General features: G+C 60.7%; 22 protein-coding genes. 5 read left to right on the top strand and 17 right to left on the bottom strand.

Annotated elements, in window-relative coordinates:
- The first annotated feature begins 73 nt into the window (after positions 1-73).
- Positions 74-1741 (top strand): energy-dependent translational throttle protein EttA, encoded by a 1668-nt coding sequence (gene ettA / locus PY254_RS05950; RefSeq protein WP_281014555.1) that lies wholly within the window; start codon positions 74-76, stop codon positions 1739-1741.
- Between the two features lie 103 nt (positions 1742-1844).
- Complete coding sequence (gene pyrF, locus PY254_RS05945) at positions 1845-2663, top strand: orotidine-5'-phosphate decarboxylase (protein WP_281014554.1); 819 nt, start codon at positions 1845-1847, stop codon at positions 2661-2663.
- A 35-nt stretch (positions 2664-2698) separates the two neighbouring features.
- Here the strand turns inward: pyrF and PY254_RS05940 are convergent, their stop codons facing one another.
- Positions 2699-2932 carry a hypothetical protein gene (locus PY254_RS05940; protein WP_281015168.1) on the bottom strand — a complete coding sequence of 78 codons (234 nt, stop codon included), beginning with the start codon at positions 2930-2932 and terminating at the stop codon, positions 2699-2701.
- A 202-nt stretch (positions 2933-3134) separates the two neighbouring features.
- Here PY254_RS05940 and PY254_RS05935 point away from each other — a divergent pair, with 202 nt between their 5' ends.
- Entirely contained in the window at positions 3135-3887 is a 753-nt protein-coding gene (locus PY254_RS05935; protein WP_281014553.1) for a hypothetical protein, read from the top strand.
- Positions 3888-3970: 83 nt separating this feature from the next.
- Here PY254_RS05935 and PY254_RS05930 read toward each other — a convergent pair whose 3' ends face one another.
- The 6 genes from PY254_RS05930 to PY254_RS05905 all read right to left on the bottom strand — a co-directional run bounded on the left by PY254_RS05930 (position 3971) and on the right by PY254_RS05905 (position 9803).
- Positions 3971-4369, bottom strand: coding sequence for a hypothetical protein (locus PY254_RS05930; RefSeq protein ID WP_281014552.1), 399 nt, complete (start codon positions 4367-4369; stop codon positions 3971-3973).
- Positions 4370-4615: 246 nt separating this feature from the next.
- Entirely contained in the window at positions 4616-5815 is a 1200-nt protein-coding gene (locus tag PY254_RS05925) for an acyltransferase family protein (protein ID WP_281014551.1), read from the bottom strand.
- Between the two features lie 113 nt (positions 5816-5928).
- On the bottom strand, positions 5929-7050 hold the full coding sequence (locus PY254_RS05920) for an erythromycin esterase family protein (RefSeq protein ID WP_281014550.1): 1122 nt from the start codon (positions 7048-7050) through the stop codon (positions 5929-5931).
- A 122-nt stretch (positions 7051-7172) separates the two neighbouring features.
- Positions 7173-7709, bottom strand: coding sequence for a peptide deformylase (gene def / locus PY254_RS05915; protein ID WP_281014549.1), 537 nt, complete (start codon positions 7707-7709; stop codon positions 7173-7175).
- Positions 7710-7785: 76 nt separating this feature from the next.
- Complete coding sequence (locus PY254_RS05910; RefSeq protein WP_281014548.1) at positions 7786-8583, bottom strand: DUF4197 domain-containing protein; 798 nt, start codon at positions 8581-8583, stop codon at positions 7786-7788.
- A gap of 392 nt (positions 8584-8975) precedes the next feature.
- The gene (locus tag PY254_RS05905; protein ID WP_281014547.1) at positions 8976-9803 is read right to left on the bottom strand and encodes a class I SAM-dependent methyltransferase; all 828 of its coding nucleotides are present in this window, start codon (positions 9801-9803) and stop codon (positions 8976-8978) included.
- Positions 9804-10029: 226 nt separating this feature from the next.
- Between PY254_RS05905 and PY254_RS05900 the strand changes: the two genes are divergently transcribed.
- A complete protein-coding gene (locus tag PY254_RS05900; protein ID WP_281014546.1) occupies positions 10030-10524 on the top strand; it encodes a DUF2127 domain-containing protein in 495 nt (164 codons plus the stop codon).
- A gap of 485 nt (positions 10525-11009) precedes the next feature.
- Here PY254_RS05900 and PY254_RS05895 read toward each other — a convergent pair whose 3' ends face one another.
- From PY254_RS05895 to iadA, 7 genes are all read right to left on the bottom strand, one after another.
- Entirely contained in the window at positions 11010-11873 is an 864-nt protein-coding gene (locus tag PY254_RS05895) for a nidogen-like domain-containing protein (RefSeq protein WP_281014545.1), read from the bottom strand.
- Between the two features lie 436 nt (positions 11874-12309).
- Positions 12310-13146 carry a sterol desaturase family protein gene (locus PY254_RS05890; protein WP_281014544.1) on the bottom strand — a complete coding sequence of 279 codons (837 nt, stop codon included), beginning with the start codon at positions 13144-13146 and terminating at the stop codon, positions 12310-12312.
- A 57-nt stretch (positions 13147-13203) separates the two neighbouring features.
- Positions 13204-14121, bottom strand: a complete 918-nt coding sequence (locus PY254_RS05885) for a DUF642 domain-containing protein (protein WP_281014543.1) — start codon at positions 14119-14121, stop codon at positions 13204-13206.
- Between the two features lie 192 nt (positions 14122-14313).
- Entirely contained in the window at positions 14314-16086 is a 1773-nt protein-coding gene (locus PY254_RS05880; protein ID WP_281014542.1) for a Mur ligase family protein, read from the bottom strand.
- A gap of 5 nt (positions 16087-16091) precedes the next feature.
- Entirely contained in the window at positions 16092-18887 is a 2796-nt protein-coding gene (cphA, locus tag PY254_RS05875) for a cyanophycin synthetase (protein WP_281014541.1), read from the bottom strand.
- Positions 18888-19026: 139 nt separating this feature from the next.
- Positions 19027-19875 carry a cyanophycinase gene (locus PY254_RS05870; protein ID WP_281014540.1) on the bottom strand — a complete coding sequence of 283 codons (849 nt, stop codon included), beginning with the start codon at positions 19873-19875 and terminating at the stop codon, positions 19027-19029.
- Positions 19876-19966: 91 nt separating this feature from the next.
- Positions 19967-21139 carry a beta-aspartyl-peptidase gene (iadA, locus tag PY254_RS05865; RefSeq protein ID WP_281014539.1) on the bottom strand — a complete coding sequence of 391 codons (1173 nt, stop codon included), beginning with the start codon at positions 21137-21139 and terminating at the stop codon, positions 19967-19969.
- 335 nt (positions 21140-21474) lie between these two features.
- Between iadA and PY254_RS05860 the strand changes: the two genes are divergently transcribed.
- Entirely contained in the window at positions 21475-21627 is a 153-nt protein-coding gene (locus PY254_RS05860) for a hypothetical protein (protein ID WP_281014538.1), read from the top strand.
- 305 nt (positions 21628-21932) lie between these two features.
- Here the strand turns inward: PY254_RS05860 and PY254_RS05855 are convergent, their stop codons facing one another.
- From PY254_RS05855 to PY254_RS05845, 3 genes are all read right to left on the bottom strand, one after another.
- The gene (locus tag PY254_RS05855) at positions 21933-22805 is read right to left on the bottom strand and encodes a hypothetical protein (RefSeq protein WP_281014537.1); all 873 of its coding nucleotides are present in this window, start codon (positions 22803-22805) and stop codon (positions 21933-21935) included.
- Between the two features lie 150 nt (positions 22806-22955).
- Positions 22956-23936 (bottom strand): IS5 family transposase, encoded by a 981-nt coding sequence (locus PY254_RS05850; RefSeq protein ID WP_281014536.1) that lies wholly within the window; start codon positions 23934-23936, stop codon positions 22956-22958.
- A gap of 151 nt (positions 23937-24087) precedes the next feature.
- On the bottom strand, positions 24088-25119 hold the full coding sequence (locus PY254_RS05845) for a hypothetical protein (RefSeq protein WP_281014535.1): 1032 nt from the start codon (positions 25117-25119) through the stop codon (positions 24088-24090).
- Positions 25120-25183: the final 64 nt, after the last annotated feature.

Below are 25183 nucleotides of genomic sequence, written 5' to 3'. Positions count from 1 at the left end.
TAATGCGCGGTTTGACGAATTCCCTTTCCGCAGCCGGCTTGCCGGCGCCGCGGCGCACGCTTTCGGAGGTTGCATGAGCTCGCAATACATCTTCACCATGAACGGTGTCAGCAAGATGGTCCCGCCCAAGCGGCAGATCATCAAGGACATCTCGCTCAGCTTCTTCCCTGGCGCCAAGATCGGCCTGCTCGGTGTCAACGGCGCGGGCAAGTCCACCGTGCTGCGGATCATGGCCGGCGTGGATACCGACTTCCAGGGCGAAGCGCGCGCGCAGCCCGGCACCAAGATCGGCTACCTGGCGCAGGAACCTGACCTGGACCCGGCCAAGACCGTGCGTGAAGTGGTCGAGGAAGGCGTCGCGGTCATCCTCGATGCACAGAAGCGGCTGGAAGAGGTCTACGCCGCTTACGCCGAAGACGGTGCGGATTTCGACAAGCTGGCGAAGGAACAGGAAAAGCTGGAAAACCTGCTGGCCGCGAACGATGCCCATGCGCTGGAGCGCCAGCTGGAAGTGGCCGCCGATGCGCTGCGCCTGCCGGCGTGGGACGCGATCATCGGGCCGCTGTCCGGTGGCGAGAAGCGCCGCGTGGCGCTGTGCCGCCTGCTGCTGTCCAAGCCGGACATGCTGCTGCTCGACGAACCGACCAACCATCTCGACGCCGAGTCGGTGGACTGGCTGGAGAAGTTCCTGCATGACTACGCCGGCACCGTGGTGGCGGTCACCCATGATCGCTACTTCCTCGACAACGCGGCCGAGTGGATTCTCGAACTGGACCGCGGCCGCGGCATTCCGTGGAAGGGCAACTACACCGAATGGCTAGAACAGAAGGACGCCCGCCTGAAACAGGAAGCCAGCTCCGAGAAGTCGCGCCAGAAGGCCATCGCGAAGGAACTGGAGTGGGTGCGCTCGGCCGCCAAGGGTCGCCAGTCCAAGGGCAAGGCCCGTCTGGCACGCTTCGAGGAGCTGAACTCGGTCGACTATCAGCGTCGCAATGAAACCAACGAGATCTTCATTCCGCCGGGCGAGCGTCTGGGCCAGGAAGTGATCGAGTTCAAGAACGTCACCAAGTCGTTCGGCGACCGCGTGCTGATCGAGGATCTGTCGTTCAAGGTGCCGCCGGGCGCAATCATCGGCGTGATCGGCCCGAACGGCGCCGGCAAATCCACCATGATGAAGATGATCATGGGCAAGGAAACGCCGGACTCCGGTGAAGTGAAAATGGGCCTCACCACCAAGCTGGCCTATGTCGACCAGTCCCGTGACGCGCTCGACCCGAAGAACAACGTGTGGCAGGAGGTTTCCGGCGGTTCGGACATCCTCACCATCGGCAGCTTCGAGATTCAGTCGCGCGCCTATATCGGCCGCTTCAACTTCAAGGGCACCGACCAGCAGAAGATCGTCGGCAGCCTGTCCGGTGGTGAACGCGGTCGCCTGCACATGGCCAAGACCCTGCTGCAGGGCGGCAACGTGCTGTTGCTCGATGAGCCGTCCAACGATCTGGACGTGGAAACCCTGCGTGCGCTGGAAGATGCGCTGCTCGAATTCCCCGGCTCGGCCATCGTGATCTCCCATGACCGCTGGTTCCTTGACCGCATTGCCACCCACATCATCGCGTTCGAAGGCGATTCGCACGTCGAGTTCTTCCCCGGCAACTACAACGAGTACGAAGCCGACAAGAAGCGTCGCCTCGGCGACGAAGGCGCGCGTCCGCACCGGGTGAAGTACAAGAAGCTGGCCTGATTTGGCAGAAACGAGGGTGGCGGAGTGAACAACGAGAGGGCACGCGATTGAGCCTTCTCTCACTCCTCGCTTGTCTGCACTCACTTCTGATCGGGAAACGTCGATGCACTTCATGCAGTCGCTGCAACAAGCCTGGAAAGACCACGACTCACTGGTCTGCGTCGGGCTTGATCCGGAGCCGGCAAAATTTCCTGTGCATCTGCGCGACGCGCCGGATGCGGTGTTCGCGTTCTGCGCCGCCATCGTTGACGCCACCGCTGATCTGGTTTGCGCCTTCAAGCCGCAGATTGCGCACTTCGCCGCTTTGCGCGCGGAAGAAACTCTCGAACGGCTGATCGCACATATCCACGAAAAGCATCCCGGCGTGCCGGTGATTCTTGACGCCAAGCGCGGTGACATCGGCAGCACGGCACAGCACTACGCCAGTGAAGCGTTCGAGCGCTATCGCGCCGACGGGGTGACGTTGAACCCTTATCTCGGGCGCGACTCGATCCAGCCGTTTCTCGATCATGCCGACAAGGGCGTGATCCTGCTCTGCCGCACCTCCAACCCGGGGGGCGCCGATTTCCAGGCACTGGATTGCGGTGGGGCGCCGCTATATCTGCGGGTGGCCGAAACCATCGCCCGCGACTGGAATGCCCACGGCAATTGTGCATTGGTCACCGGCGCAACGTGGCCGGAAGAACTGGGCAAAGTACGTTCCGTGGTCGGCGATATGCCGCTGCTCGTTCCAGGCATCGGCGCCCAGGGTGGCGACGTGGCAGCCGTGCTGAAACACGGCCGCACCAAGGCCCACAGTGGCTTGCTGATCAGTTCATCGAGAGCGATCCTCTACGCCGGCAACGGCGAAGATTTTGCACTGGCCGCACGTGCTGCCGCCAGCGCATTGCGCGACACCGTCAACCGTCATCGGCACGGCTGAATGAAGCATGCGCCGGCACGTCGCCGGTGCATCGATCACACCACCGCGGACTTAGCCGCGTGCTGCATCTTGGTTTTCAAATCGAGTGCATCGGCGGCATCCAGCAGCGCGCGTGCAAAGCTGCGCACCTCGGCTGGACGCAGCGCATACCAGTTGCCGCTCTTGCCCGCTTCGGCGACATTACGGCCCGTACGTGACACGCAGTGCGGCCGAAAAATCACCATGCCGCTGAGCGATTCCGAACTGATATCAGCGGAGACGATCTGCATGTGTGTCTCATCTTCTTTTTTCACCAAACTTCTCCCAAGCGGAATTCCGCCCCGCACCCACTCTACGCCATCGCAAGTTCGATCAATGTTTCCGCATGCGACAAGGCGTTTGTGATCGCGGTAATCTCGAGGTCTGCCCGATGGTCGGCCGCGCCATATAGTCCAACGACCGTGCAGACTCCCTCACCCACAAGGAAAACGCATGTCTGATCAGACCGACGTTCGCATGGAAGACTGGAACCGCCTGCAACGTGAAGTAAGCCGTTTGCGCGTACTGGTAATCATCGCGCTGCTGGCGGTGATTGCGCTGGCCGCGATGTCGTTGTTGCGCAAACCGGACGCCCCCGCCAAGTCCGACTCGATCCTGCGCGCGCAGGGCCTGGTGATCACCGACGCCCAGGGACACGATCGCATCCTGATCGGTGCGCCGGCTCCGGCGAGCAAGGAGCGCACGCGCAAGGACGATGCTTCGGACGGCATCATTTTTCTCGGCAAGACCGGTGCTGATCGCCTCGCGCTCGGGCAACTTCCCGCACTGCACATCGACGGCAAGACTTACAAGCGCAGGGGCGATGGCGACAATTACGGCATGACGCTGTACGACACGAAGGGTAGCGAGCGTGGCGGCATGGCTTTCATGGGCCAGGGGCGCGTCGGGATCGCGCTCGATCGTGCCACCCCTCCGTACGAGGCTATCGGCCTGATGGTCGATGACAAGGAGAATTTCGCCGGCATGTACATCAACTATGGTGATCCCAAGGCACGGGATGCTGGCATTGAACTAGGTACCGACGCCAACAGCGTTCACGTCCAGATCAACGGCACCGACGGCCTCACCCGCGCGAAACTGGACGTCGACAGCAAGAGCAAGCCCGCCTGGCAGTTCGACGACGCCGACTCGGCCAAAGCCGCCGCGGAGAAAGAGCAGGCCGCGCAGACAGCTGACAAACACTGAGCACCAACTGAAAGGTCGGCCAAGGACGGCCGATGCATTCAATCATGGGAGAACATGTCAGTGCGTTCCGCTGGTGGACAAAATCAGCGCAAGTGCACCCAATACACATGGATGCCATTGGCGTGATCTTCCACGCGTTTCCCGGCGCGCGCTTCCGCCACCGTCCCCCAGCTGGACCGCAAAGCACCGGCCTGCATGTAGTCGATACGCACATGTTCTGATACGGGAATGATGAAATCGGCCTCGATCACCAGTACGCCGTTGGCTTCGTACACCAACGTGGCCGACCTGGCTGCACCGGCGCCCCAGCCCACATGCAACTCGCATTCCACCGGGTCAAACACACCCCGGTTATCCAGGCCCCAACCGTCTGTCTTGTCGAGCAGCGACTTCAGATCGGGATCGTCCCAGTTGACCTGGTGACGCAATGGTGGCTTGCGAGCATGGGTCATATTGGCAATGTTCCAAACCTCACTGTTCATTCGGAAACCCGCGTTCACCGTGTTGTTGGGCACTGCTTTGGCAACCAGGGGGTCATCCATGCAGTCACTGCGCATCAGCACGGGGTGTGCAGTGCCAAGCCGATCACGCCCGTTAGTTTCCACGTGACTTAGTCAAGATATCGTCCACGCGCCGGCTGACTTGAGTGATCGCCGCTGGCTACACCCGCCAGCGCCAGTCCGCCGACACCCACATCGGAGGCTGTGTCGCGCGCGTCAACCCTGCCCTCAGGGCGACATGGGTGCTGCCGCCAACGCGGAATCGGCAAGCCGAATCTTGGGCGACAGCCACGCTCGCAGCCAGCGTTCGCACGGCAGCGACAGCCAACGCTCCACGCCCGCACCGAGCAACCAGCACAGGGGCAGTGCCGGCAGATACCACAGGAAACCGAGGCGTGGATCACCACCGACCCATCGGTACAAGCGCACCAGCGCAAACACCACGAACATATGGGTGAGATAGATTTCGTAGCTCAAGCGTCCCCAGGCGCGCAACCCGTTCCATCCACGCCAGGGCTGCCATGCGCCACGTATCTGTCGCTGCTGGCTGGCCAGCAGCAGGCACAAGGCCGAGCCAGCCAACAGCAGCAGATAGCCGTCGTGCAACAGTTGCCAAAGCACGCTGCCATCGAGCATCACCGCGGCGAGCCCGATCGCGCCAAGCCATCCGAGCAGCAATCTGGCGCGTGGGGATGGCGATGACCAGTGCGACGCCAACAGCGCGCCGAGCACACCCACGGCAATGGCCGACATGCCCGGCAGGTAAGCCTTCTCCTGCCAGATCTCGTTGCCGTGCAAGGCCGCATGCGTCCACGGCATCGACAACGCCAGCGTGACCAGCAGAGGCAGCAGCACCACGCGTCGACGCGTCAGCAGACAGACCAGCGGGAAACATAAGTAAAACACTTCCTCGATCGACAGCGACCACAACACATCCCAGTTGCCCGGCAGATAGCCGGTCTGCCCTTCGTACCAGTTCAGATGCAAGCCGAGTGCCGCCACCATCGCACGCGGCAATGACTGGCCCGCGCGGTTGATCGTGTAATCCTGCACGCCGAACAGGTGCAGCACACTGAGCACCGCTACCAGCGCCAACAGGCACGGCATGATGCGGGCGAAACGCCGCGCGTAGAAAACCCGCACATCGAGGCGTTCGAGACTGCCCCAGCGTTGCAACGCGTTCGCCGCAATCAGGAAACCGGAGATCACGAAGAACACGAACACGGCCTCGTAGCCGTTGTAGTTCAAGCCACTGAGCAGCCACGCGGGCAACACGTCGGCGAGTGCGGTTTTCTTGAGCGGAATACGCAGCCCGAGGTGGTGCAGCACCACCAGCAGGATGGCCAGCCCGCGCAACAGATCGATGCCCGGATTGCGCGTCTGGGCTGCGGCAACGGGAACAGGCGAAGTGGCTTCCACGGTCTGCATGGATGAAGGCGCATCAGGACGATGTGTCGAATCATCGACGAGTGCCGGCCTCGCCGGCAACTGCAGGAGCACGCCATCACGCAAAGCCCGGCCCGCAACGCTGCACCAACACTTCAGCGCTGGGGCATCACGGTTGCTGGCGTCTCTTCGCGCAACACGATGACTCCGTCCAGCAGGGTCGACCAGTCCAAAGTTTCGGAATGACCGTATTCAAGCGCGCGGGCGGACACACGGCCAAGCGCCTGCAACTGCTTGTGATCGACGAAACGCAGGCTGCGCGGCCCGGTCGTGGCGAAGGTGCGGGACTCAAGACTTCCCGGCGAAGCGGGAGCGAGCATGCGTGGCAGTCCGCGACCACCGACGTGTCCGTAGCTACCGCCAAGTGCGCTGAAGCCAATGGCTGCCGCGTGGTTACCCAGCGCCTCGCTCACGTAACTTCCGAGTGGCCGCACGGGCGTGTTCGAGCCCGCCAGCGTCTTCGCCGCGTGTACGCTCGCGCACCAGACCACGATGCGCGTCCCGGCCGGCCACTGTTTACGAAGCCACATGAGGTTCTGATACATCCCGCGGTCACGCAAACCCTGCGGATCATCCGCCGCGAAATCCAGATAGTTCGCATATGAGTTCGCCATGGCGCTCAACGCAGAAGAAGGGCCCCCATGGGAAGCCGCCAATTTCTCGCGAATGTCGCGAATGCATGCGCGCAGGGATGGCAACGCTGCGCCATCAAAAGGATGTACTTCGTCGTACTCCCAGCGATCATGCCGACCAATGATGAGGTCGCACTCCATGCGCCGGTCACCTGCAAGCACGGATGACAACACCACCGGCAATTGATCAGCCGAATAACGTCCGTCGCTGCCACCGGCCTGTGGGTCCATGCCGCCTACCCGCAGCCGACCTGCTGCCGCTTCGGCAAACAGCCAATCCTCCAGCGGCGCGAACGCTGCATAGTGAGACCACAGTGCACCGATACCATCGGCAAGTTGTTTGTGTTGCGCCAAACCTGCGACAACGGCGTGGTCGAACGCCAACATGTCGTAGAACTGACTCTCGAAAACCACCCCACCAAAGCCGCACTCTTGCACCAGTCGCCTGACCAGCTGCGCCTTCACCGCGATCGTGGTTGCACCGGCGTGGCTGCCGTCTTCACCGAGCAGTACGACCTGTTTCGAACAGAGCGCGTGAATCGCGCGATCAAGTTCGCTCGAGGCATCACCGGCAGCGTGGGACACCGCCCGGGAACCTGCCCACGCCACGCTTGCCATTGCACAACAAAGGAACAGCAAAAACACCCGCACAATCGCCATGTCCTGCCGCCCGTTCCGTCATCGACGATTGCCGCATCATATCGAATTTAGTCGTCGGCGATCTCTTGCCCGGGGAACAGCACGTCGGTGAAGCCGAAGTGGCTGAAGTCGGTAATGCGCGAGGGATACAGACGGCCAATCAGATGGTCGCATTCATGCTGCACCACCCGAGCGTGGAAACCTTCGGCAACGCGATCAATCGCCACGCCCTGCGGGTCTATGCCCTGGTAACGAATCAGGCTGTAGCGGCTCACTACACCACGCAGACCAGGAACCGACAAACAACCCTCCCAGTCATCTTCCATGTCTTTCGACAGCGGCGTGATTACGGGATTCAGCAGCACCGTGCGCGGCACCGCGGGCGCCTCGGGATAGCGCTCGTTGGTGTCGAAGCCGAAGATCACCAGTTGCAGGTCGACGCCAATCTGCGGCGCCGCCAGGCCCACACCGTTGGCGACACGCATGGTATCGAACATGTCGGTGATCAATGCATCGAGCTCTGCGCCGCCGACCATCGCGGCGGGAACGATGGGCGCGACACGCAGCAAACGCGGGTCACCCATTTTCAGGATTTCACGAATCATGTGGAAAGCCTCATGCCTGTATTTCTCCGTTCTGTGGTCGCAGCCGCAGCGGCACAAGTCCGCCCGCAGCTACCGTTCAGTGAGCACCGAACACCTTCTTCAACAGATCGGTAGTGCGCGCGCCCGGATTGTGGCGAATGGACTGCTCCTGCTCGCCGATGCTGGTGAACAGGCCATCCAGCGTTTTCGCCGTCACGTAGTCATCCAGATCCAGCGCGTTGCCGCCCTTGTTCGACTTGCTGCCGCCGAGCGAGCCCAGCACGCTGGCCAGCTCGCCACCCGTACCACCGCTGGTGAACGACTTGTACTTCTGGGTAACGCCGACACCCGCCGTGGCATGCGCCACGATCGGGTGGATACGCGCGGTCAGCGCATCGCCAGCGACGCGACGAAAGAAGTCGGTGGCCGCGTGATCGCCGCCGGTGAGAATGCCTCGCGCATCGTCGACGGTCATCTTGCGGATCGCGTCACCAAAGATCTGCGCCACCTGCGGCACCGCCTTCTCGGCCGCACGATTCATGCTCAGCTCGAACGCATCCACCTTGGCGCCCTGCCCCAGTTGTCGTGCCAGTTTGCCGGCCTGCTCCAGCTTGCCCGGTAAAGGAATGCGTACCTTGCTGTTGTTCCAGAAACCACCATCGCGCCCCAGACTGCTGATCGCGTTCGTGGTGCCCTTGGCCAACGCCTCCTTGAGACCGGCAGCGATATCACTGTTGGGCAGGTTGCTGCCAAGTTGCGACGCATTGGTGCCATGCGTGGACTGCTTGACCTTGTTGAGCAGGTCCTTGAACTGACTCGAACCCAGGGCAGTGATCGGCACGACTACCGCAGCGAGAGCGATTCCGAGCAGCCAGTAGCGAATTGCGTTGCGCATGACGAACTCCCAAGGGCGGCAGGACCATCAGTGTAGCCCTGCAAGGATGTCGATGGCGCGACCATCAGTGCTGACGACGCAGGTGCGTCCTGACCCGGAATCGGCACACCTCATCGGCCAAGGCCGGCGGCGCCGCGCGCAGCCATACCGCAGACTCTGCCAACGGCAACGGACGGCTGATGTAGTAAGCCTGATAAACGGTGCAGCCGATGCCGGCAAGGGAATCACGTGGCGCCTGTGTTTCCATGCCCTCGAAAGTCGGTTCGAGGCCCAAGCGGTGCGCAAGTGCCGTGCCCAAGCGATGAGCTGTCCAAGTGTTGCACTTCGTCGCTGAATTCGCTGCGGGAACGAGCTCGATCTGGATACGCAAGCACGGCCCAGAAGCAGCATTCTCAGGGCTTGCGTGCCACGATGATCTCGCTGATTGGCATGAAGTCATCCAGTTGCCGTTTCAGCTGTTGCCCTTGCGGCATATCCAGCAACGCCTGCCAGGCAGCGGTCCAGTGATCGAGCACGGGATGGGCGGGGTCATACAGTTCCACGTTGCAGCCCCAGAACAAGGCCCACCACATTGACCAGAAAAATCCGTTGCTGGTGTGTTCCACCACCACCAACCCGGCGGCGGTGACCCACTGGGCAAACTCGTCGCGACCGATCACCCGCAAGGCGCCACCCGGCAACTTACGATATGCCGGCGGCAGCACTTTTTCCTGCAAGCCTTCCTGCAAGGCACCTGGCACGCTGAGCAGGTAGATGGCGCCGGAACCGCCAATCCGAACCAGCTCGGCCAGCATCTGTTGCGGCTCATCGACGTGCTGCAAAACCTCGGTGCAAATCACCCGCGTGGCGATGCCGTCCTCCAGTGGTAACGGATTGGCGTCGCTAACCAGCGCAACATGCGTGCCGCCACCTTCGATGCTCAACCGCGCGCGCAGCTCGCGGATCAGCTGCGGCTCCCGGTCGATGGCATGAACGTGTGCGCCCTGACGCGCGCAAAACACGCTGTTGACGCCGGCACCGCAACCCACGTCCACGACTACATCCTGAGACCCAATCGGCATCCCACGAAACAGCTCGCCGGTTTTTTCGTCATACCAACCGCCGCGTTTGGCGTCGCGCAAACCTACGTCCGAGGGACCATGAGCTTCCTTGCCGGAACCCGACTCCAATGTGTCCCGGACGACATCGGCAGTGGGCGAATGTGAGTCGCGGTGTGGCATGGCGGTTCTCTGCAACAGGAGGGGGTCAAAGTGCGAACCAACTGGGTCGCCGCGCCTGCATCCACACGCACGGGAATGCCCGCACCCGCTGGCTGGCCCGCGGATGACGCCAACCTAACATCTTGGGCCCACGTTGGCCCATGTGCGGGCTTGACCATGCCATCCCACACAGTTCATTCGGCAGCAGATCAGCGACAATGGAAGCTGCCTTCCCAGTCACTGTCAGATGCCCAATCCCAAATCGACCGCTGCGTCCGTGGCGCAGGCGTCCCAGCAGCATCACGCCGGCCTGCGCATCATCGCCGTTTACGAAATCATCAAGACCGTTTGTCTGGTTCTGGTGGCGGCGGCTGCCTTCCATTTCTATCACGAGCAGAATTTCGATCAATTGGTGCACTGGCTGGAGCACCTTTCGCTGGCCGACAGCGACGGCTTGCGCTGGAAGCTGGTAGAGATGTTGCAAGAATTCGGCCCGAGCAAATTCGTCGCGGTCGGCGCCGTGGCCGTCGCTTACGCGGTGCTGTTCGCCATCGAAGGCGTGGGGCTCTGGCTAGGCAAGCACTGGGCCGAATGGTTCACCGTGATCGCCACCGGCTCGCTGATTCCGCTGGAGCTTTACGAAACGCTGTACCACTTCGGCTGGCTCAAGCTGGCCACGCTGGTCGGCAACGTGGCGATCATCATTTATCTGGTGCGCATTGCACGGCAGCCACGCCAGTAGAAGCGTGACAAGGCGCTTGCGTGGCACTGGCCATCCTTAGCAAAGCAAGGGCATACGTTTTGCGGACACATTACCGACCGCAAGTGGCTTAATCGCGGGCCCGCAGAAATCCCTTCCATGGAAGTGAACAACATTCCTAGCGAGAAGCACCCAGTCACGCGACGCTTCTCAGTGGACTGCAGGAAGCCAGGCACCAAGGCGCTTACGGGCGTCACCGCCGAGTACGGGCGAATAAATCTGCGTCAGCGTCAGCCATCAAATATCTTTGCGGGGAGTGAGCCGAAATCAAGCGGAGCAGTTCAGTCTCTGGTGTGCAGTTGGCAACTCTTGCCTACAGACAAGCTTTGCCTTCGTCCCAAAGTTTCGCAAGTTACCCGCACATTCGGCGCGAAGAGAAGGTCCGCGAAATCATCAAAGCAAAAACGCCTGTGTCGACGTCAAACAAGCTGACGTCGACACAGGCGTGTATCAACACAACCTTGAACTTAAGCCTGGAAACCGTTCTGCTTGCGACGCAAGATACCAAGGCCGAACAGGCCAAAAAGACCGAGCGCCAACATGGCCAGAGAAGACGGTTCCGGTACGGAAGTCGGCGGCGTGACGGTGCCGTTGCGTACCTGGAACAGGTACTGCCCAACGACGCCGTCATTGGTGCCAGCGACCAGCGAGTTCGGACCACCATCGAGCAAGGCTCCGTTGGTCAACGAACCAGAGAACTGTCCGTAGGTACCCGCGAGATTGCCCTGACCAGCGTTGTAGCCAGCCGCAGCGGAAGTACCACCAAGCCCATTCGAACCGCCGCTGGCGCTGCCGGTTTCCCACTGAATCTGGTCATAGTTGAAGTAGAAGTCGAAGTCGCCGGCGGTGATATCCGACCGGTTGACGATGATCAACTGGAACGTGTTCAGTTTGTCCGCATTTGAGTTGAAATATCCGACGCCCGGCCACGTGACGCCGAAGGCCTGGTTCCCGGCATACGTACCGTTGCCGTAGCTGGTCAGACCGCTGCCACTGGCACGCGTGTCCACGTCGGCAAAGAACGGAGCGATGATCGGCTGAACACCGGTGTATCCGCTGCCCAAGCCATAAGGCGTGTAGTTGTACAGGCCAGACTGGAACGTCACGTTGCCGTTGTTATTCACGAACAAGCTGGAATAGCTGTTACCGAAGAAATTTACTGAGAACCCCAAGTTGACCGCAGACGTATAGCCGTCGTCGTTGGCGGCGAGCGTATTGGTGTCAAAGCCGGTCGCCACGGTACCGGCTTGGGCAGCGGGCATGACGACGACTGCAAATGCGATTGCTGCCAGCATCAGCCAGCGGTTTTTGGAAACAAACTTGGTGGACATTTTGTCGCGCTCCTTGCTGTGGTATTAGCTACGCCTATGCGAAGATCGTGCCAACTACTTATTCTATTGATTTGTTTATGGTTATCTACGAGGCCACGTCGGGAAAACAACGGTTTTGTAAGAGATACCGACACCACGCAGCCCCGATCGCAATAGGCTTTGGCGCCGACGACGTGCTGCTTCCGGACATCGGGCGGAAGCTCTCAAAATCGAGCAGTGGGTGGCTGGTTGTCGCAAATATTCCGCCTTGACACATGCAGTTCGAAAAGTCGCGAGCGCTTTCCCAATGGAGCCATGGCGGGTCGGATTCAACGTGACGTCAAACGGAGAGCCTGATGCGCTCTTCGCGGGTGTACTCCGGTCGCAAAAGACCCAGCCGCTGGCACCGCGAATTCCGCCACAGAATCCGCGGCTGAACTGCCGCCACCTGGCTTGATCAGCCTGCTGGACCGCCACGCTGGCTACCGTGGTCGTCCAGTGAAGTCATGGGCGCCGCTACTGGCATGAACGGCTCCAGTAGCTGACCCGCCAGCGACGCGGGCATCGGTGCGTCGATGCCGTATCCGGCCGGCCAGTGGTCCGGGGATTGGTAGGTACCAAACAGGTAATCAACGAAGGGCAGCATCGCGGCATAGTTGTTATCGCGCCGCTCATCGTTGGTGTGATGCCATCGGTGAAAGAAGGGTGTGGCGATGACACGTTCCAGCAAGCCGAAACGCCAGCGGACATTGGCATGGATGAAGAACCCCCACAGCGTACCGAGCACCAGGAACAATGCCGTGACCGTGGTGCTGTCACCGGTCAGCCCAAGCGCCAGCACCGGGATAACTCCGAGCGTGCGGGCAAACACCATGTCGACCGGGTGTGCGCGGGTGTTGGTGAGGAAATCGATTTCCTTGGCGCTGTGGTGGATCGCATGAAAACGCCACAGCAGGGGAATCTGGTGGGTGAGGCGGTGACCCCAATAAAAGCCGATTTCACCTACCAGCAGCGACGCCGCAAGACGCAGCCCGCTCGGCCACGCGGCAATAGAGTTGTGCATGGCGGAAGGAAGGTACTGATGGACGGCGCCGCCAAGCAATACCAGCGGCGTACCAAGAATCAGGCCGACAAAAATCGAATTGATCGCGTAGTAGCCAAGATCAGCCAGAAACTGCGGCCGGAAAAAGGCTTGTCGCTTGATTCCCGCCAACCGCTCGAGCGGCACGAAAACCGCGCACAGCAACAGCAACCAGACTGAGAGACGCAGAATTTCGACTAGCAGAGCGTTCATGGAAGATACGTATGAAAATGGTCCGGGCGCCTGCGCGCCCGGACCATGATTGAACACTCAGACGAAGTTGCTGTTGCCACCGATATGACGACGGCGCATTTCGCGGCGACGCGCAACCATGGTCAACAGACCCAGGCCGAGCAGACCGCCGCCGAACAAGGCCAACGCCGGCGGCTCGGGTACATCGTGGGTCACGGACACATTGGTCAACAAGGCCATCGGCGGCAAGCCGACCGGCGTACCCACCGAAAGGAAGTTCAGGAATACCGAGTCGCTGTTCGCTACGAACTGCAATGACCCTGAATTCCAACCGGTGAAACCCTGGGTGACATTCGACAGGGTGTTGGTGTTCTTCGAAACGTTGCCAAAGGAGACAGCCAGGTATTCAGTCGTCGCACCCGAGCGGCTTTGCATCTGCGCCGCGGCCCAGTCAAAGGTCACTGTATAGATGCCGCCGACAATGAGGTTGTCGAGCTGCTGACCTATGCTGGACTGGATGCCGTTGGTCTGATCGCCGTCGAGGCCGACAAACGTGCTGGTGCCGTTGGGAGCCGCAGCAATTGGCCCGTACAGCTTTTCCTTACCGGTGCTCGTGTATTCGCCGATCGCATCGACGCCGGCGGCAGCGGCCGAACTCGGATACCAGATTTCGTAGCCGTTATTGCCGACCCAGTCGGTGATGAACTGTGTGGCATGGAAAGAGCCGTTATGAGCCGTACCAAACTGGGTCGGCGCAGTGATCGGATGCGATGTTTGAGAGAAATCGCCGTTCTGAATCAGATTGACCGGTGTCGCCTGAGCGACGCCGAGGGTGCCGACAGCAAGCAGTGTCGCCATGCAAAAGGTTGACAAGCGCATTATTGAGTCCCTGTTTGGATCGAATACGAAAAACGAACAAGGGACCATCAAGCAGCATGCATGCCAATGATCGATCTTTTCTAGGTCAATGAGTTGCCATGATTCTTCGATCGGCAAATTATCCGCATGTAAAAATACTCGACACTCTGAAGCAAGCTCCAACACCGCCTGACCAGACCTGGCACTCCCGGCATGCAACGGCGAAGCGAGCTGCGTATCGCCATGTCCACCCGCGCCGCTGACCGGTCATCAACTTCATCGCGTTGCATGACCAGACGCACCCGCTTTCTGTACAGCCGAGACAGCGAATCACAGCGTTGGCAGCGCCACCCCTGCGCGCCACTGGCGCCCCTGCAAGGCATCGAGCAGCGCACTGATCTGCTGTCGCGCGACCACACCATGGACGGGCAACACCAATACGTCGTCGGCTTGCGCCCAGGCCAGAAGCTCACGCACCGCTGCCACTTCGTCGAGACGTTCCACGATGGCTTCGCCAGACACGCCGCCACGTTGCAACTGGTCACGCAGAATGGCAGCTACCTCACCGGCAACACGGCCACGCATATAGCCTTCTATATCTTTCAGCATCACGCGAGCGGGGTGAAAACCAGCAGCGACCGCGGCCAGTTCGCGGATCGCCGGCTCCTCCCGATTACCCGCCTGGCCCAGCAGCAAACCCAGCCGACCGGCCGCGAGTTGCCCGGTGCCCACTTCAAGCAGACCATGCAGGCCTTCCGGATTGTGCGCGTAGTCAACGAAGACTCGCAGTGCGCCGAATTGCCAGTGTTGCAGGCGCCCCGGATTGTCTGCTCGCTCGTGACCAAAACGCTGCAAAGTGGCAGCAATGGTATCCGCGGCAATGCCGAGCGCCGCGGCGGCGAGTGCAGCGGCGGCGAGGTTGGCGATGTTGTAGCGCGCGCGTCCAGCGAAGCTGAGCGGCATGCGGTCGACATCACCCAGATCGTGTTGCTGTCCGAGCCATGACAACCACAGATGCCCTTCGCGCACGCCACAGGTAGCGCCTCCGCGCTCGCGCGTGGCCTGCAGTTGTGGATGTGCATCGTCTTGCGCGAACCAGCCGATCGGACAGCTGAAACGAGCTGGTTGCGCCAGCAACGTCTTGTCATCCGCGTTGAGCACCAGCAGACCGGACGCATCAATCACACTGGCTACGGTGAGCTTTACCGCGGCCAGCGCGGACAGATCATGAATCCCGTACTCACCGAAATGATCGTCGCTGACATTGGTGACCACCGCCACCTGCGCGTGCTGCACGGCCAGCCCGCGTCGCAGCAGGCCGCCGCGCGCGGTTTCCAGTATCGCGGCCTGTACCCCGGACGTGCGCATGACGGCGCGCGCGCCGGCGGGTCCGGAATAGTCGCCCGCCTCAATCGCCTCGCCGTCCACAAACACACCATCGGTGCAGCTGTGTCCGGTGCGCCAGCCATACGCTTGCGCCATCGCCGACAGCAGTCGCACGGTGGTGGTCTTGCCGTTGGAGCCGGTGACCAGCGCGGTGGGCACCGCATGCAGCGAAGCCCAGTCCAGCATGTCGGGCGGCGGCAATTGCGCGATTGGCCAGCAGGCTGCTCCGTCGCCAGCACCGATGGAAAGCCACTCGTCGTCGATCAGTACCGGCAGTCCGCGCAGCTCGGCAGCTTGTACCAGCGGCAACAAGCCGGGTTGACGTTCTGCGGCAGCAAAGGCGCGCAAGGTGGCCATCGCGGCAGGCTCATCCCACACGGCCGCAAAGCCGGGCGCATACCAGCGCGCGGCAAGTGGCCCGTGCTGCATTTCGTAAGCACAACACCACGCCCATTCGTTGACTTCGGTGGCGCTGAACAACTGATCCGGCGGGGCGATCAGAGCCAGCGAAGCACCGCTGGCATGCTGCCGCACCACCGGCGCCGATGCTGGCCAGCCCAGGGCATGGCAGGCTTTATTTATAGCCGCGCCCCAGGCCTGCAGCGCCGCTTCATCCGGCAGTTCGCCCTGGGTTTCCAGTACGGCACCGACCTCACTGAAATACAGGTTCGCACCGGTCAACCGGCGCGAGTCTTCGAACGGAGTGAAGTCGGGCATTGCGCTCAATCGTTACTTTCGCGCGAGAAGCGCACGCCGCGCTCGTCACGCACCAGATCACCCAGGTCGGCAAAGCTGGCTTCATCGAAGGCCGGCTCACCGATCGCCGCTGGCGCGGCCACCAGGACGCGGTGGTCGGCTTGCTCCGGCGTGCCCGCCGGGCGGAATTTGATGATCTGTTTCCACGAGCGCACGAGTGCATCGGCGAATACCAGCAGCAGGTCGCCGCTGCGACCCCTCTGCAGTGCGGCATCAATCGCCAGCTGTTCGTCAGGGATGATCGAGATGGCCTCGTCCGGCACGCCGGCGGCACGCAACGCCCTGGCGAGAATGCCGGGCACCTCGTCACCGTCGCGCCCGCGCAAGGCGTCGTCACGGCGGCAGATGTAGTGATCGAAACGACCAGCCACCGCATTGGCGATGGCTACCAGATCTTCGTCGCGACGATCACCGGGACCTGCCAGCACCACAATGCGTCGACCAGTGACATCGAGCCGCCCAGCCAGGTCGGCCATCACCGAAACCGCGTGGGCGTTGTGACCGTAGTCGAACAACACCTTGAACGGATGTTCGCTGTACACGTTCATGCGCCCCGGCGTCTGGAAGAACGTGGTGTCGAAGGTGCGCAGCCCCTGACGGATCGCATCCAGCTTGATGCCCAGCGAAAACGCCATCGACGCTGCCACCATCGCATTCTGCACGTTGTGCAGCGCGCGACCTTCCATGGTGGCGGGAATCAGATGCGTCCACAGCAGCGGAATGTGGCTGCCCTTGTCGTACAGCGTGATCATCGAGCCGTTGACGCCAGCCTCCAGCGCACAGGCGCGACCACCGGCACGTACGTGCTCGCGCACCAGCGCATGCGAGGGATTCATGGTGACGTAGCAGATGACTTTGGCGTCGGTGTAGCCGGACATCTTCAGCACGTTTGGATCATCGGCATTGAGCACCGCGCAGTCGGTGGCCACTTCCACCACGATGCGCTTGACCTCGGCCAGTTGCTCCAGCGTGTCGATGCCCTTCAGACCGAGATGATCGGACTGCACGTTGAGCACCGCGCCTACGTTCACCGAGCGCACACCCATGCCGGCACGCAGCAGGCCACCACGCGCGGTTTCCAGCACGGCGATGTCGATATGCGGATCAGCCAGCACCATCCGCGCCGATACCGGCCCGGTCATGTCGCCTTCCACCGTGCGCTGACCGTCGATGTAGACGCCGTCGGTAGTGGTCAGGCCAGGCGTATAGCCGGCCATCTTGGCGATGTGCGCCAGCATGCGTGCGGTGGTGGTCTTGCCGTTGGTGCCGGTGACGGCGGCAATCGGCACGCGCGACGGCGAGCCTGGCGGAAACAGCATGTCGATCACCGGGCCGGCGGCATCACGCGGGGTGCCTTCGCTGGGGCTGACGTGCATGCGGAAGCCGGGCGCCGCGTTGACCTCGCAGATGCCACCGCCGATCTTCTTGTAGCTCTCGGCGATATTGGTGGTGAGGAAATCCACACCGCCCACGTCCAGCCCGATCGCGCGGATCGCGCGCACCGCCATGTCGCGGTTGTCGGGATGGATGATGTCGGTGACATCGGTGGCGGTACCGCCGGTAGACAGGTTGGCGGTGGAGCGCAGATAGACGATTTCGTCGGCCTTCGGCACCGAGGTCGCGTTGTAGCCGACGCGCTCCATCATCATTCCGGCTTGTGCGTCGAGCACCAGCCGGGTCAATACTTTTTCGTGGCCGACGCCGCGACGCGGATCGGCGTTCACCCCATCCACCAGTTGCGTAATGGTGTGTTCGCCATCGCCGACCACATGGCCCGGCGTGCGCCTGGTCGCGGCCACCAATTCGTTATTGACCACCAGCAGGCGGTGATCGTCACCACTGAGGAAGTTCTCCACGATCACCGAGCGCGAGTGTTCACGCGCGGCCTTGAAGCCCTCGATGATTTCCTCATCGGTACTCAGGTGGATCGAGATGCCACGGCCATGATTGCCGTTGTAAGGCTTGGTCACCACCGGCACGCCGAGCCGGCGTGCCGCACGCAATGCAGCTTCTTCGCTTTGCACCAGTTCCTGCTTCGGCACCGGCAAGCCGAGCGAGGCGAGAATCTTGTTGGTCTCTTCCTTGTCACTGGCCAGTTCCACCGCGATGTGCGGCGTCTTGCCGGTGATGGTGGCCTGGATGCGCTGCTGGTATTTGCCGTGACCGAGCTGCACCAGCGACTGCTGATTCAGGCGCAGCCACGGAATGTCGCGTTGTTCGGCCGCGCGCACCAGTGAAGCGGTCGACGGACCCAGCGCACCGCGTTGGGCGTAACGGATGAACTCATCGCGTGCGCTCGTCCATTCCCAATCACCCGGCACGCTGCCGCGTGGCTGCAGCTCGATGGGCAGCAACGATGCCAGCAGGCGCAAGGCCAGTTCACCGGCGGCGATGCCTTCGTCTTTCTGCACGTATTCGTAGACCACCGAATAGACACCCGGCTTGCCCGCACTGCGGGTCTTGCCGAAAGTCACATCTTCACCGGCCACGTTCTGCAGCTCGATCGCCACGTGTTCCAGCACATGGCCCAGCCAGGTGCCTTCGCCTTCGCGCATGCGCCGAATGAAGCCACCGGGTTCTCGGTACGAACAGCCGTGCTCGGCCAGGCCGGGCAATGCGGCGACCAAACCATCGACAAACGCCGGCCCCAGTTTGCCCGTCGGCCATTGTTCGAGTTCACCCAGATCGAGTTCCAGCCGGATGACCGGAAAATGCGCGTACAGCGACGGACCGACAAAAACCGAACGCTCAAGTATGCGCATGACCTGATCTCCCCAAGCCCGCAGGCTCATCAACAAGCGAAAGGTGTGTAAGTCATTCCAGCGACAACCGGGCTGATTCGCCCCGTAGCCGCCGTAAAACTCCTGGAAAACGTGTCAGCGCTTGCCCGGCGCCATGGCATCAGTGGGCGTTCTTGCTGACCGTCAGCGTGCCGGATGAAGCGCGTCGCGTGTGCAGGTTGAAGGTCGCGCCCGCCGTGAGAATATGCACCTTCAGACCGAGCAGACAGATCGGCTCATTCTCGCCAGCGCGATCCATCGATGAGAACTGCAGACCGCCGGCATCCACCACGGTTACCGCGCCGCTGCCCTCGACCTCCAGCGTGTTGTCGGGGCGGATGAACGCGGCGGTGTCCTCGTCCAGGCCAATACCGATCGCAAACGGGTTATAGGCCAGCGCGGCCAGCAGGCGGCCGAGCCGGTCGCGTTGACGGAAGTGCTGGTCGATCACGAAACGATTGGTCAGCCCTAACCCGGGTGCCAGTCGCACACTGCCCGCGGTGGGAGACGAGCCTTCCTTGCCAAACGCAATCATGTGTTCGCTGAGAATGCTGGCGCCGGCACTGGTACCACCTACATGGACACCGTGGGCGTTGCGCGTGCGGATCAGCTTGGCGATCGGCGTGCCACCAATAAGCGTGGCGATACGCAGTTGGTTGCCACCGGTGAAGAAGATACCGCTGGCCTGTTCGATGCGCTCCAGCCGATTCGCTTCGGTGGTATCCCGACGCGTGTCGAAATCCAGTGCGGTGACGCGCCCGGCGCCCATGCCGGAGAAAATCTGTTCGTAACGCGTGCCGGTATCGGGCAGCTGGCTGGCGGTCGGAATGACGACGATATCCGCCTCGCTACCGCCGCATAGCGCGACAAAACGCTCCAGAATCCGCGCATCGTGCTCCTTATGTTCGGCGCCGCCGATCGGAACGATCCAGCCGCGCTGCCCACCCTCTTGAACCCTGCTTGGACACATCGGTGACTTGCCTTGTTTCAGAACGGAAACGCGCGACCTGCACGTTCAGCCAGTGTATCGCAACCGTTGCCAATGCCAGCCCGCAGACCACTCAGCCAGCCGCCTCGAACATGCCGTGACGCAGCACCTGACCAGCGCGTACGTGCGCCACGCCAGCGGCAAACACATCGTGCACCGCGCCATTGGCATCCAGCACCAGCAGGTCGGCGTCGGCGCCAACCGCCACCCGCCCCTTGCCTGCCAGGCGCAGCAAGCGCGCCGGGTTGCTGCTGAAGGCGGGTAGCGCCCGTTCCAGCGGCACACCACGACGAACCGTCTCGTTGAGGGTTTCGATCAACGCGCCCGATTCACCCACGCCCATGCTGCAGACATGCCCTTCCCCATCAAACACCGGCAGGCAGCCACCGGCATCGGAGCTGACCGTGACATGCCCCGCCGGCGCACCGCTATCCAGGTAGCGCAACAACCCGTCCGACGCACTCCAGGCATCCTCGCCCTCTTCCACCGGAAACGCGGTGAGGTCGACCGTGCAGCCCTGCGCGGCCAGCGCCAGCGCCTCGTCGAACAGCGCCTTGCGCCGATTCACGTGAGTCGGATGGAACACCCGCGGCGGCAGCTCACTCTGCACCAGCGCCTGATGCACCAACTCCAGCCCGCGCGGCCCGTCACCCAGATGCAGATGCAGAATGCCGGCCTTGCCCGTCATCAGACCAGCCACGTGCGCGTCGGCCGCCAGCCGCAGCAATTCGTCCAGCGTGGGCTGGCTGGATCGATGGTCGCTGATAGCCACCTCGCCCAACCCGATCAACGCCTCGATGAAAACCAGGTCGCCACGCACACTGCCAGTTAACGTGCGCGGCGGCACGTGATAGCCGCCGCTGAACGCGAACGCACTCAAACCTTCCTCGCGCAACGCATAAACCGTCGCCAGCAAATCCTGCGGCCCGCGCGCCACATCATCCGTACCCAACAAGCCGACCACCGTCGTGATACCGGCGCGGGTAAACCGCGACACACCCTGCGGCGGCACCCGCGTGCGAAAACCCGCCTCGCCGCCACCACCGGTGACATGCACATGCGCATCAATCAGCCCCGGCAACAGCCGACGCCCTTCCAGGTCGATCGTTTCCACCGACAGCGCGGCGGGAAGATCCGCCAGTTCGGCGCCCATCCACAGAATCTTGCCGCCACCGAGCAGCAGGTGGCGGTGGCCGAGGGGTTCGGGGGCGTAGACCAATGCGTTGCGGAGCAGCAGGAGATTCATTGGCAGAGGGTGACGATGGTGGGGGGTGGCGTCAAGCGGGGCGGCGCATCTGTGCAGCGAGACACACTGATCCGCTGGACAGCCGAAATCAGGGCGCCACTTGGGATATCGCCTCCTCACGATCCGCTGAACGTGCTTGACCTGAGGGACCCAGTCAGTAGAAAAGCGTTTCGTCCGCCTGCGGCGGGCGAGTCACTTCTCTTGAGTCGCCAAGAGAAGTAACCAAGAGAAGGCGACCCTCCTCGGCGCTTGCCGGGCTACGCCCGACAAGTCCGTGAGCCGCGGCCGGGCTTTTCGACAGCACATCCCTGTGCTGGCGAAAAGGGATCGGCATCGTGCCGATCCCCCTGCGGGCCTGTCGTCCGCGACTCACCGCCTCACAAGGGGCGAAATTCAAGATCCACATCAACATCAACATCAACATCAACATCAACATCAACGGCGAGGAGAACAGGCAACAGGCAACAGGCAACAGGCAACAGGCATAGACAACTGCTCCTGCGTTCCCCAACTCGGGCACCCGTGCTCTCAGCTTGTAGCTCTGCGGTATGCGGCCTGTCGCCCCACCTCACCGCCGCACAGAATCCCCGGGTAAAGCAGCGGGCCATCCTGGCCCGCACTCTTCAGAAGAGCTGGAACAGTTCCAAAGCCGCAGAGCACGGTGGACGGTGGACGGTGGACGGTACGAATAGACGTATCATCAAGCTTCGAAGATGCAGGCTCTGGAGGAATCCGATCTCGAGCAGTTGCGGTCGGTCGGCGCAGACTCAATTACCTCCGCCCCATTAATTTCCTATTTGCCACCCTCATTCATCGCTGTGTAAGCGTTGATGATTTTTAGCATGCCCGTCTTTTCAGTCGTCGTCAGGATGTGGTCTTTGTAGTATTGCCTCCCTTCGAAGCGGACGATCACCTTTTTAGCTAGCGCCAGCTGTAAGAAGAGTGGAACGGAACTGCTTTGCACGAATTCGTCATGCCACTCCCAAACGTCCCCACTTCCATTGTCGCGGTCGATGGCTCCATATGGAAAGGTCAAGGCGGGCAAGCTCTTTCCATCCACGTTCAAGATGAGGCTTTGGATGAAAAGCCAGTCATCACCACCATACTGGAATTTCCAGCGCAGCCCCGCCACATCACTATCGTCGGGAACAGCTAGGTAGAGGCCAAAGTAGGTGTTCGTCGAGTTCATGCGAACACCCGGAGCGAAGTAGAACGTTACGCCCTGGACCTCATCATGCTTCTTAGTGAATCCCGCGAGCGCCTTCTTGATCTCGCCTTGTTTTGCAGCCTTTGCTGTTGCGCTAGCCTCCTTCTGCTTCCTGATCTGTGCAGCTCTTTCGGCTTCAGCTTTTGCCTTGGTGGCCCTGTCTTGTTCTTGCTGGGCAAAGAACTGGGCATGCAACTTCGCCTTGATATCACTGAGTTTAGGCTTTATCTGCGCGGCTTCTGAACTTGTCGGATACTCGGAGATGAGCCGATTGCCAGCCATCTGCGCAACTTCCAGGTGTTCCGAGGCTATTGCGCCATCAAAGTCGTGAAGAAGCGTGCTGGCACTCTTAGCAACCACAGGGGCGGCTGCTGGTGCCGGCGCTGTGACTTGGTCGGCAGCCCAGTAACCAAGGCCAAGAGAAAGGGCAATGAAGCCACCAATCACCCATAGCAGCACCCTTAAGGATGCTCTGATCAATTAAGTTCAAAATGGCCGTCCAGACGGCCGTGCTAAAAATATGGATTGACTACGACCAAAAGGCAGATTGTGAGGCATATCGCCGCCATCGCCGTGCTGGGTTACCTCCAATCGCCTCGATTTCCCGCCTCACAGGCGCACCTCCCCTGCGGACGCTAGCAACGTTCGTCGCACCATCCACAGATTGGATAGCGCGAACAGCGTGAGTATCTGAGCGGTGTTCTTGAGCAAGCCCTTGAAGCGCACCTTCTGATAGCCGAACTGCCGCTTCACCACCCGGAACGGATGCTCCACCTTGGCTCGAACCGCGGCCTTCATGTGCTCGGTGTGCTTGACCGCATCCTTCAAATCGCCCTCGGGCATCGCCTTCACGCTGCCGCGTTTGGCCGCGATATGCCACGCGCGGCCGCGCTTGGGTGCCCGTTTCTCGGCGCCTTGGTAGCCGGCATCGGCATGCACCGTCTTCTCTTGGCCGTGCAGCAACTTGTCCACTTCCGTCACGTCGCCCACGTTGGCAGGTGTCGTGGTTACCGTATGCACCAGCCCCGATTCCACGTCCACCCCGATGTGCGCTTTCATGCCGAAGTACCACTGCTGGCCCTTCTTCGTCTGGCGCATGTCCGGGTCACGCTGTTTGTCCGCATTCTTGGTCGAGGACGGCGCCTGAATGATCGTGGCATCCACGATCGTGCCCTGGCGTAGCAACAGGCCCTGGCCGCTCAGGTGCGCATTGACCGCTTCGAAGATCTTCACCGCCAGGCCGTGCTGCTCCAGGAAGCGACGGAACTTCAGAATCGTCGACTCGTCCGGAATCGCGTCCTCGTTTAGCTCCAGCCCGGCAAACCGGCGCATGGACTCGATCTCGTACAACGCATCTTCCATCGCTGGATCGCTCAGTGCGTACCACTGCTGCATGAAGTGGATCCGCAGCATCGTCGATGCCGCCATCGGCGGGCGACCGCGACGACCGGAGGTCGGATAGCTCGGTTCGATCAGCGCCAGCAGGTCGGCCCACGGCACGACTTTGTCCATCTCACCCAGAAACCGCTCACGACGTGTCGGCTTCTTCTTGACTTCAAAACTCAACGAGGCGAACGAACGCTGCTTCATCGGCGATGGGCTTCCTGGGGACTGCTGGCTATGATGCCGCAGACGGGGAATAAATCAGAGCATCCTTAATGCTCTTTTGAGCTGCTGTCCAATTGTTTTCTCACTCATCTCCTGTTCCTTATCTGTCCGACATTGTGTTCAGCGTGCAATTTCATAGCTCATCGCTAGCATGCTTCCTCTCTTCTTGGTCGATGAGTAGTTTGTATTGAATGCTTCTGTATTGAATGATGTGGTCAACCTTGAAATTGTCGCCCCCAAGAATGTGGGTGATTGATGTATCGCTCAGGAACCAAATCTCCATAAAATTGACGTGCCCAAATGAAACGGCCATGCCCCAACGACTAGGATCACTCTTGAAAAGAGTATTGCTCCAATTAGCATCGTGTGAATTTGGCTTGCCATATTTTGTGGTCAGAACGGCAGAAATTGAGTCATAGTCATCAATGAAAGCGTTCTTGTTGCTGTGCTCATCGTTGAACTTGTAAGCACCTGAGACGAGTTTGTTTTGAATGAAAGTGAAAATTGCAAAGGCGCTATGACCATCAAGTGTCACTTGATATATGAGCTTACCGTCTGTTGTTGCGTCGGGTTTACCTTCAATGGCTTCAATCTCTGCCATAGAATCCCCCCAATGAGATTTGCGATAGCCAATCAAAGGATGTTCGGCGGCGTAGCCAAGACCCACATACACTTTGTCGAGCTGCACTTGAGCTGGAATGTTGCAGCTATCCATGCGGCTGTTGTAGTCATCAACGACATCTGTTTTCGACAGATCCATTCTTCCGATGCAGGCTATCGTTAGATCACGATAGATTTTGATATCATCTAGGATGTTCGTTTGCAGAGCTAAGGTTTGGACATGATCAATCAACGGCCAAACACTTTTTTTAAGTTCTACATTTTGTGTCGCAACAGACTTGTGAACGGTATTTAGTGATTTGTGCTCATATTCAACACCAAATACATCAAGTGACACCATTGCCTTGCTGCCTTGAATTTGAATTTGCGCCTCGTGCAAAAGCTGATATGCCTGACATTTTACGGGGAATGGATTATCCGCGCACTTTTCGACCACGCTACCAATTTGTTTGGCGGGCTCCTTTTGAAAACGTTTAGGTTTGTCATTTGCGTGCACGGATGTTGTCAAGCACATGCCAACGATGAAGGCGATTTTTATTTTCATCCTTGTTTTCCCTGTTTCAAAAAATGATTGCATCCGCCATTGCGCGACAACTTAAGGCTACGTG

This window comes from Rhodanobacter sp. AS-Z3, from assembly GCF_029224025.1.
In the GTDB taxonomy this organism is placed as follows: domain Bacteria; phylum Pseudomonadota; class Gammaproteobacteria; order Xanthomonadales; family Rhodanobacteraceae; genus Rhodanobacter.
The sequence above is the reverse complement of the archived record's forward strand: the minus strand, read 5'-3'. Positions and strand labels throughout refer to the sequence as shown.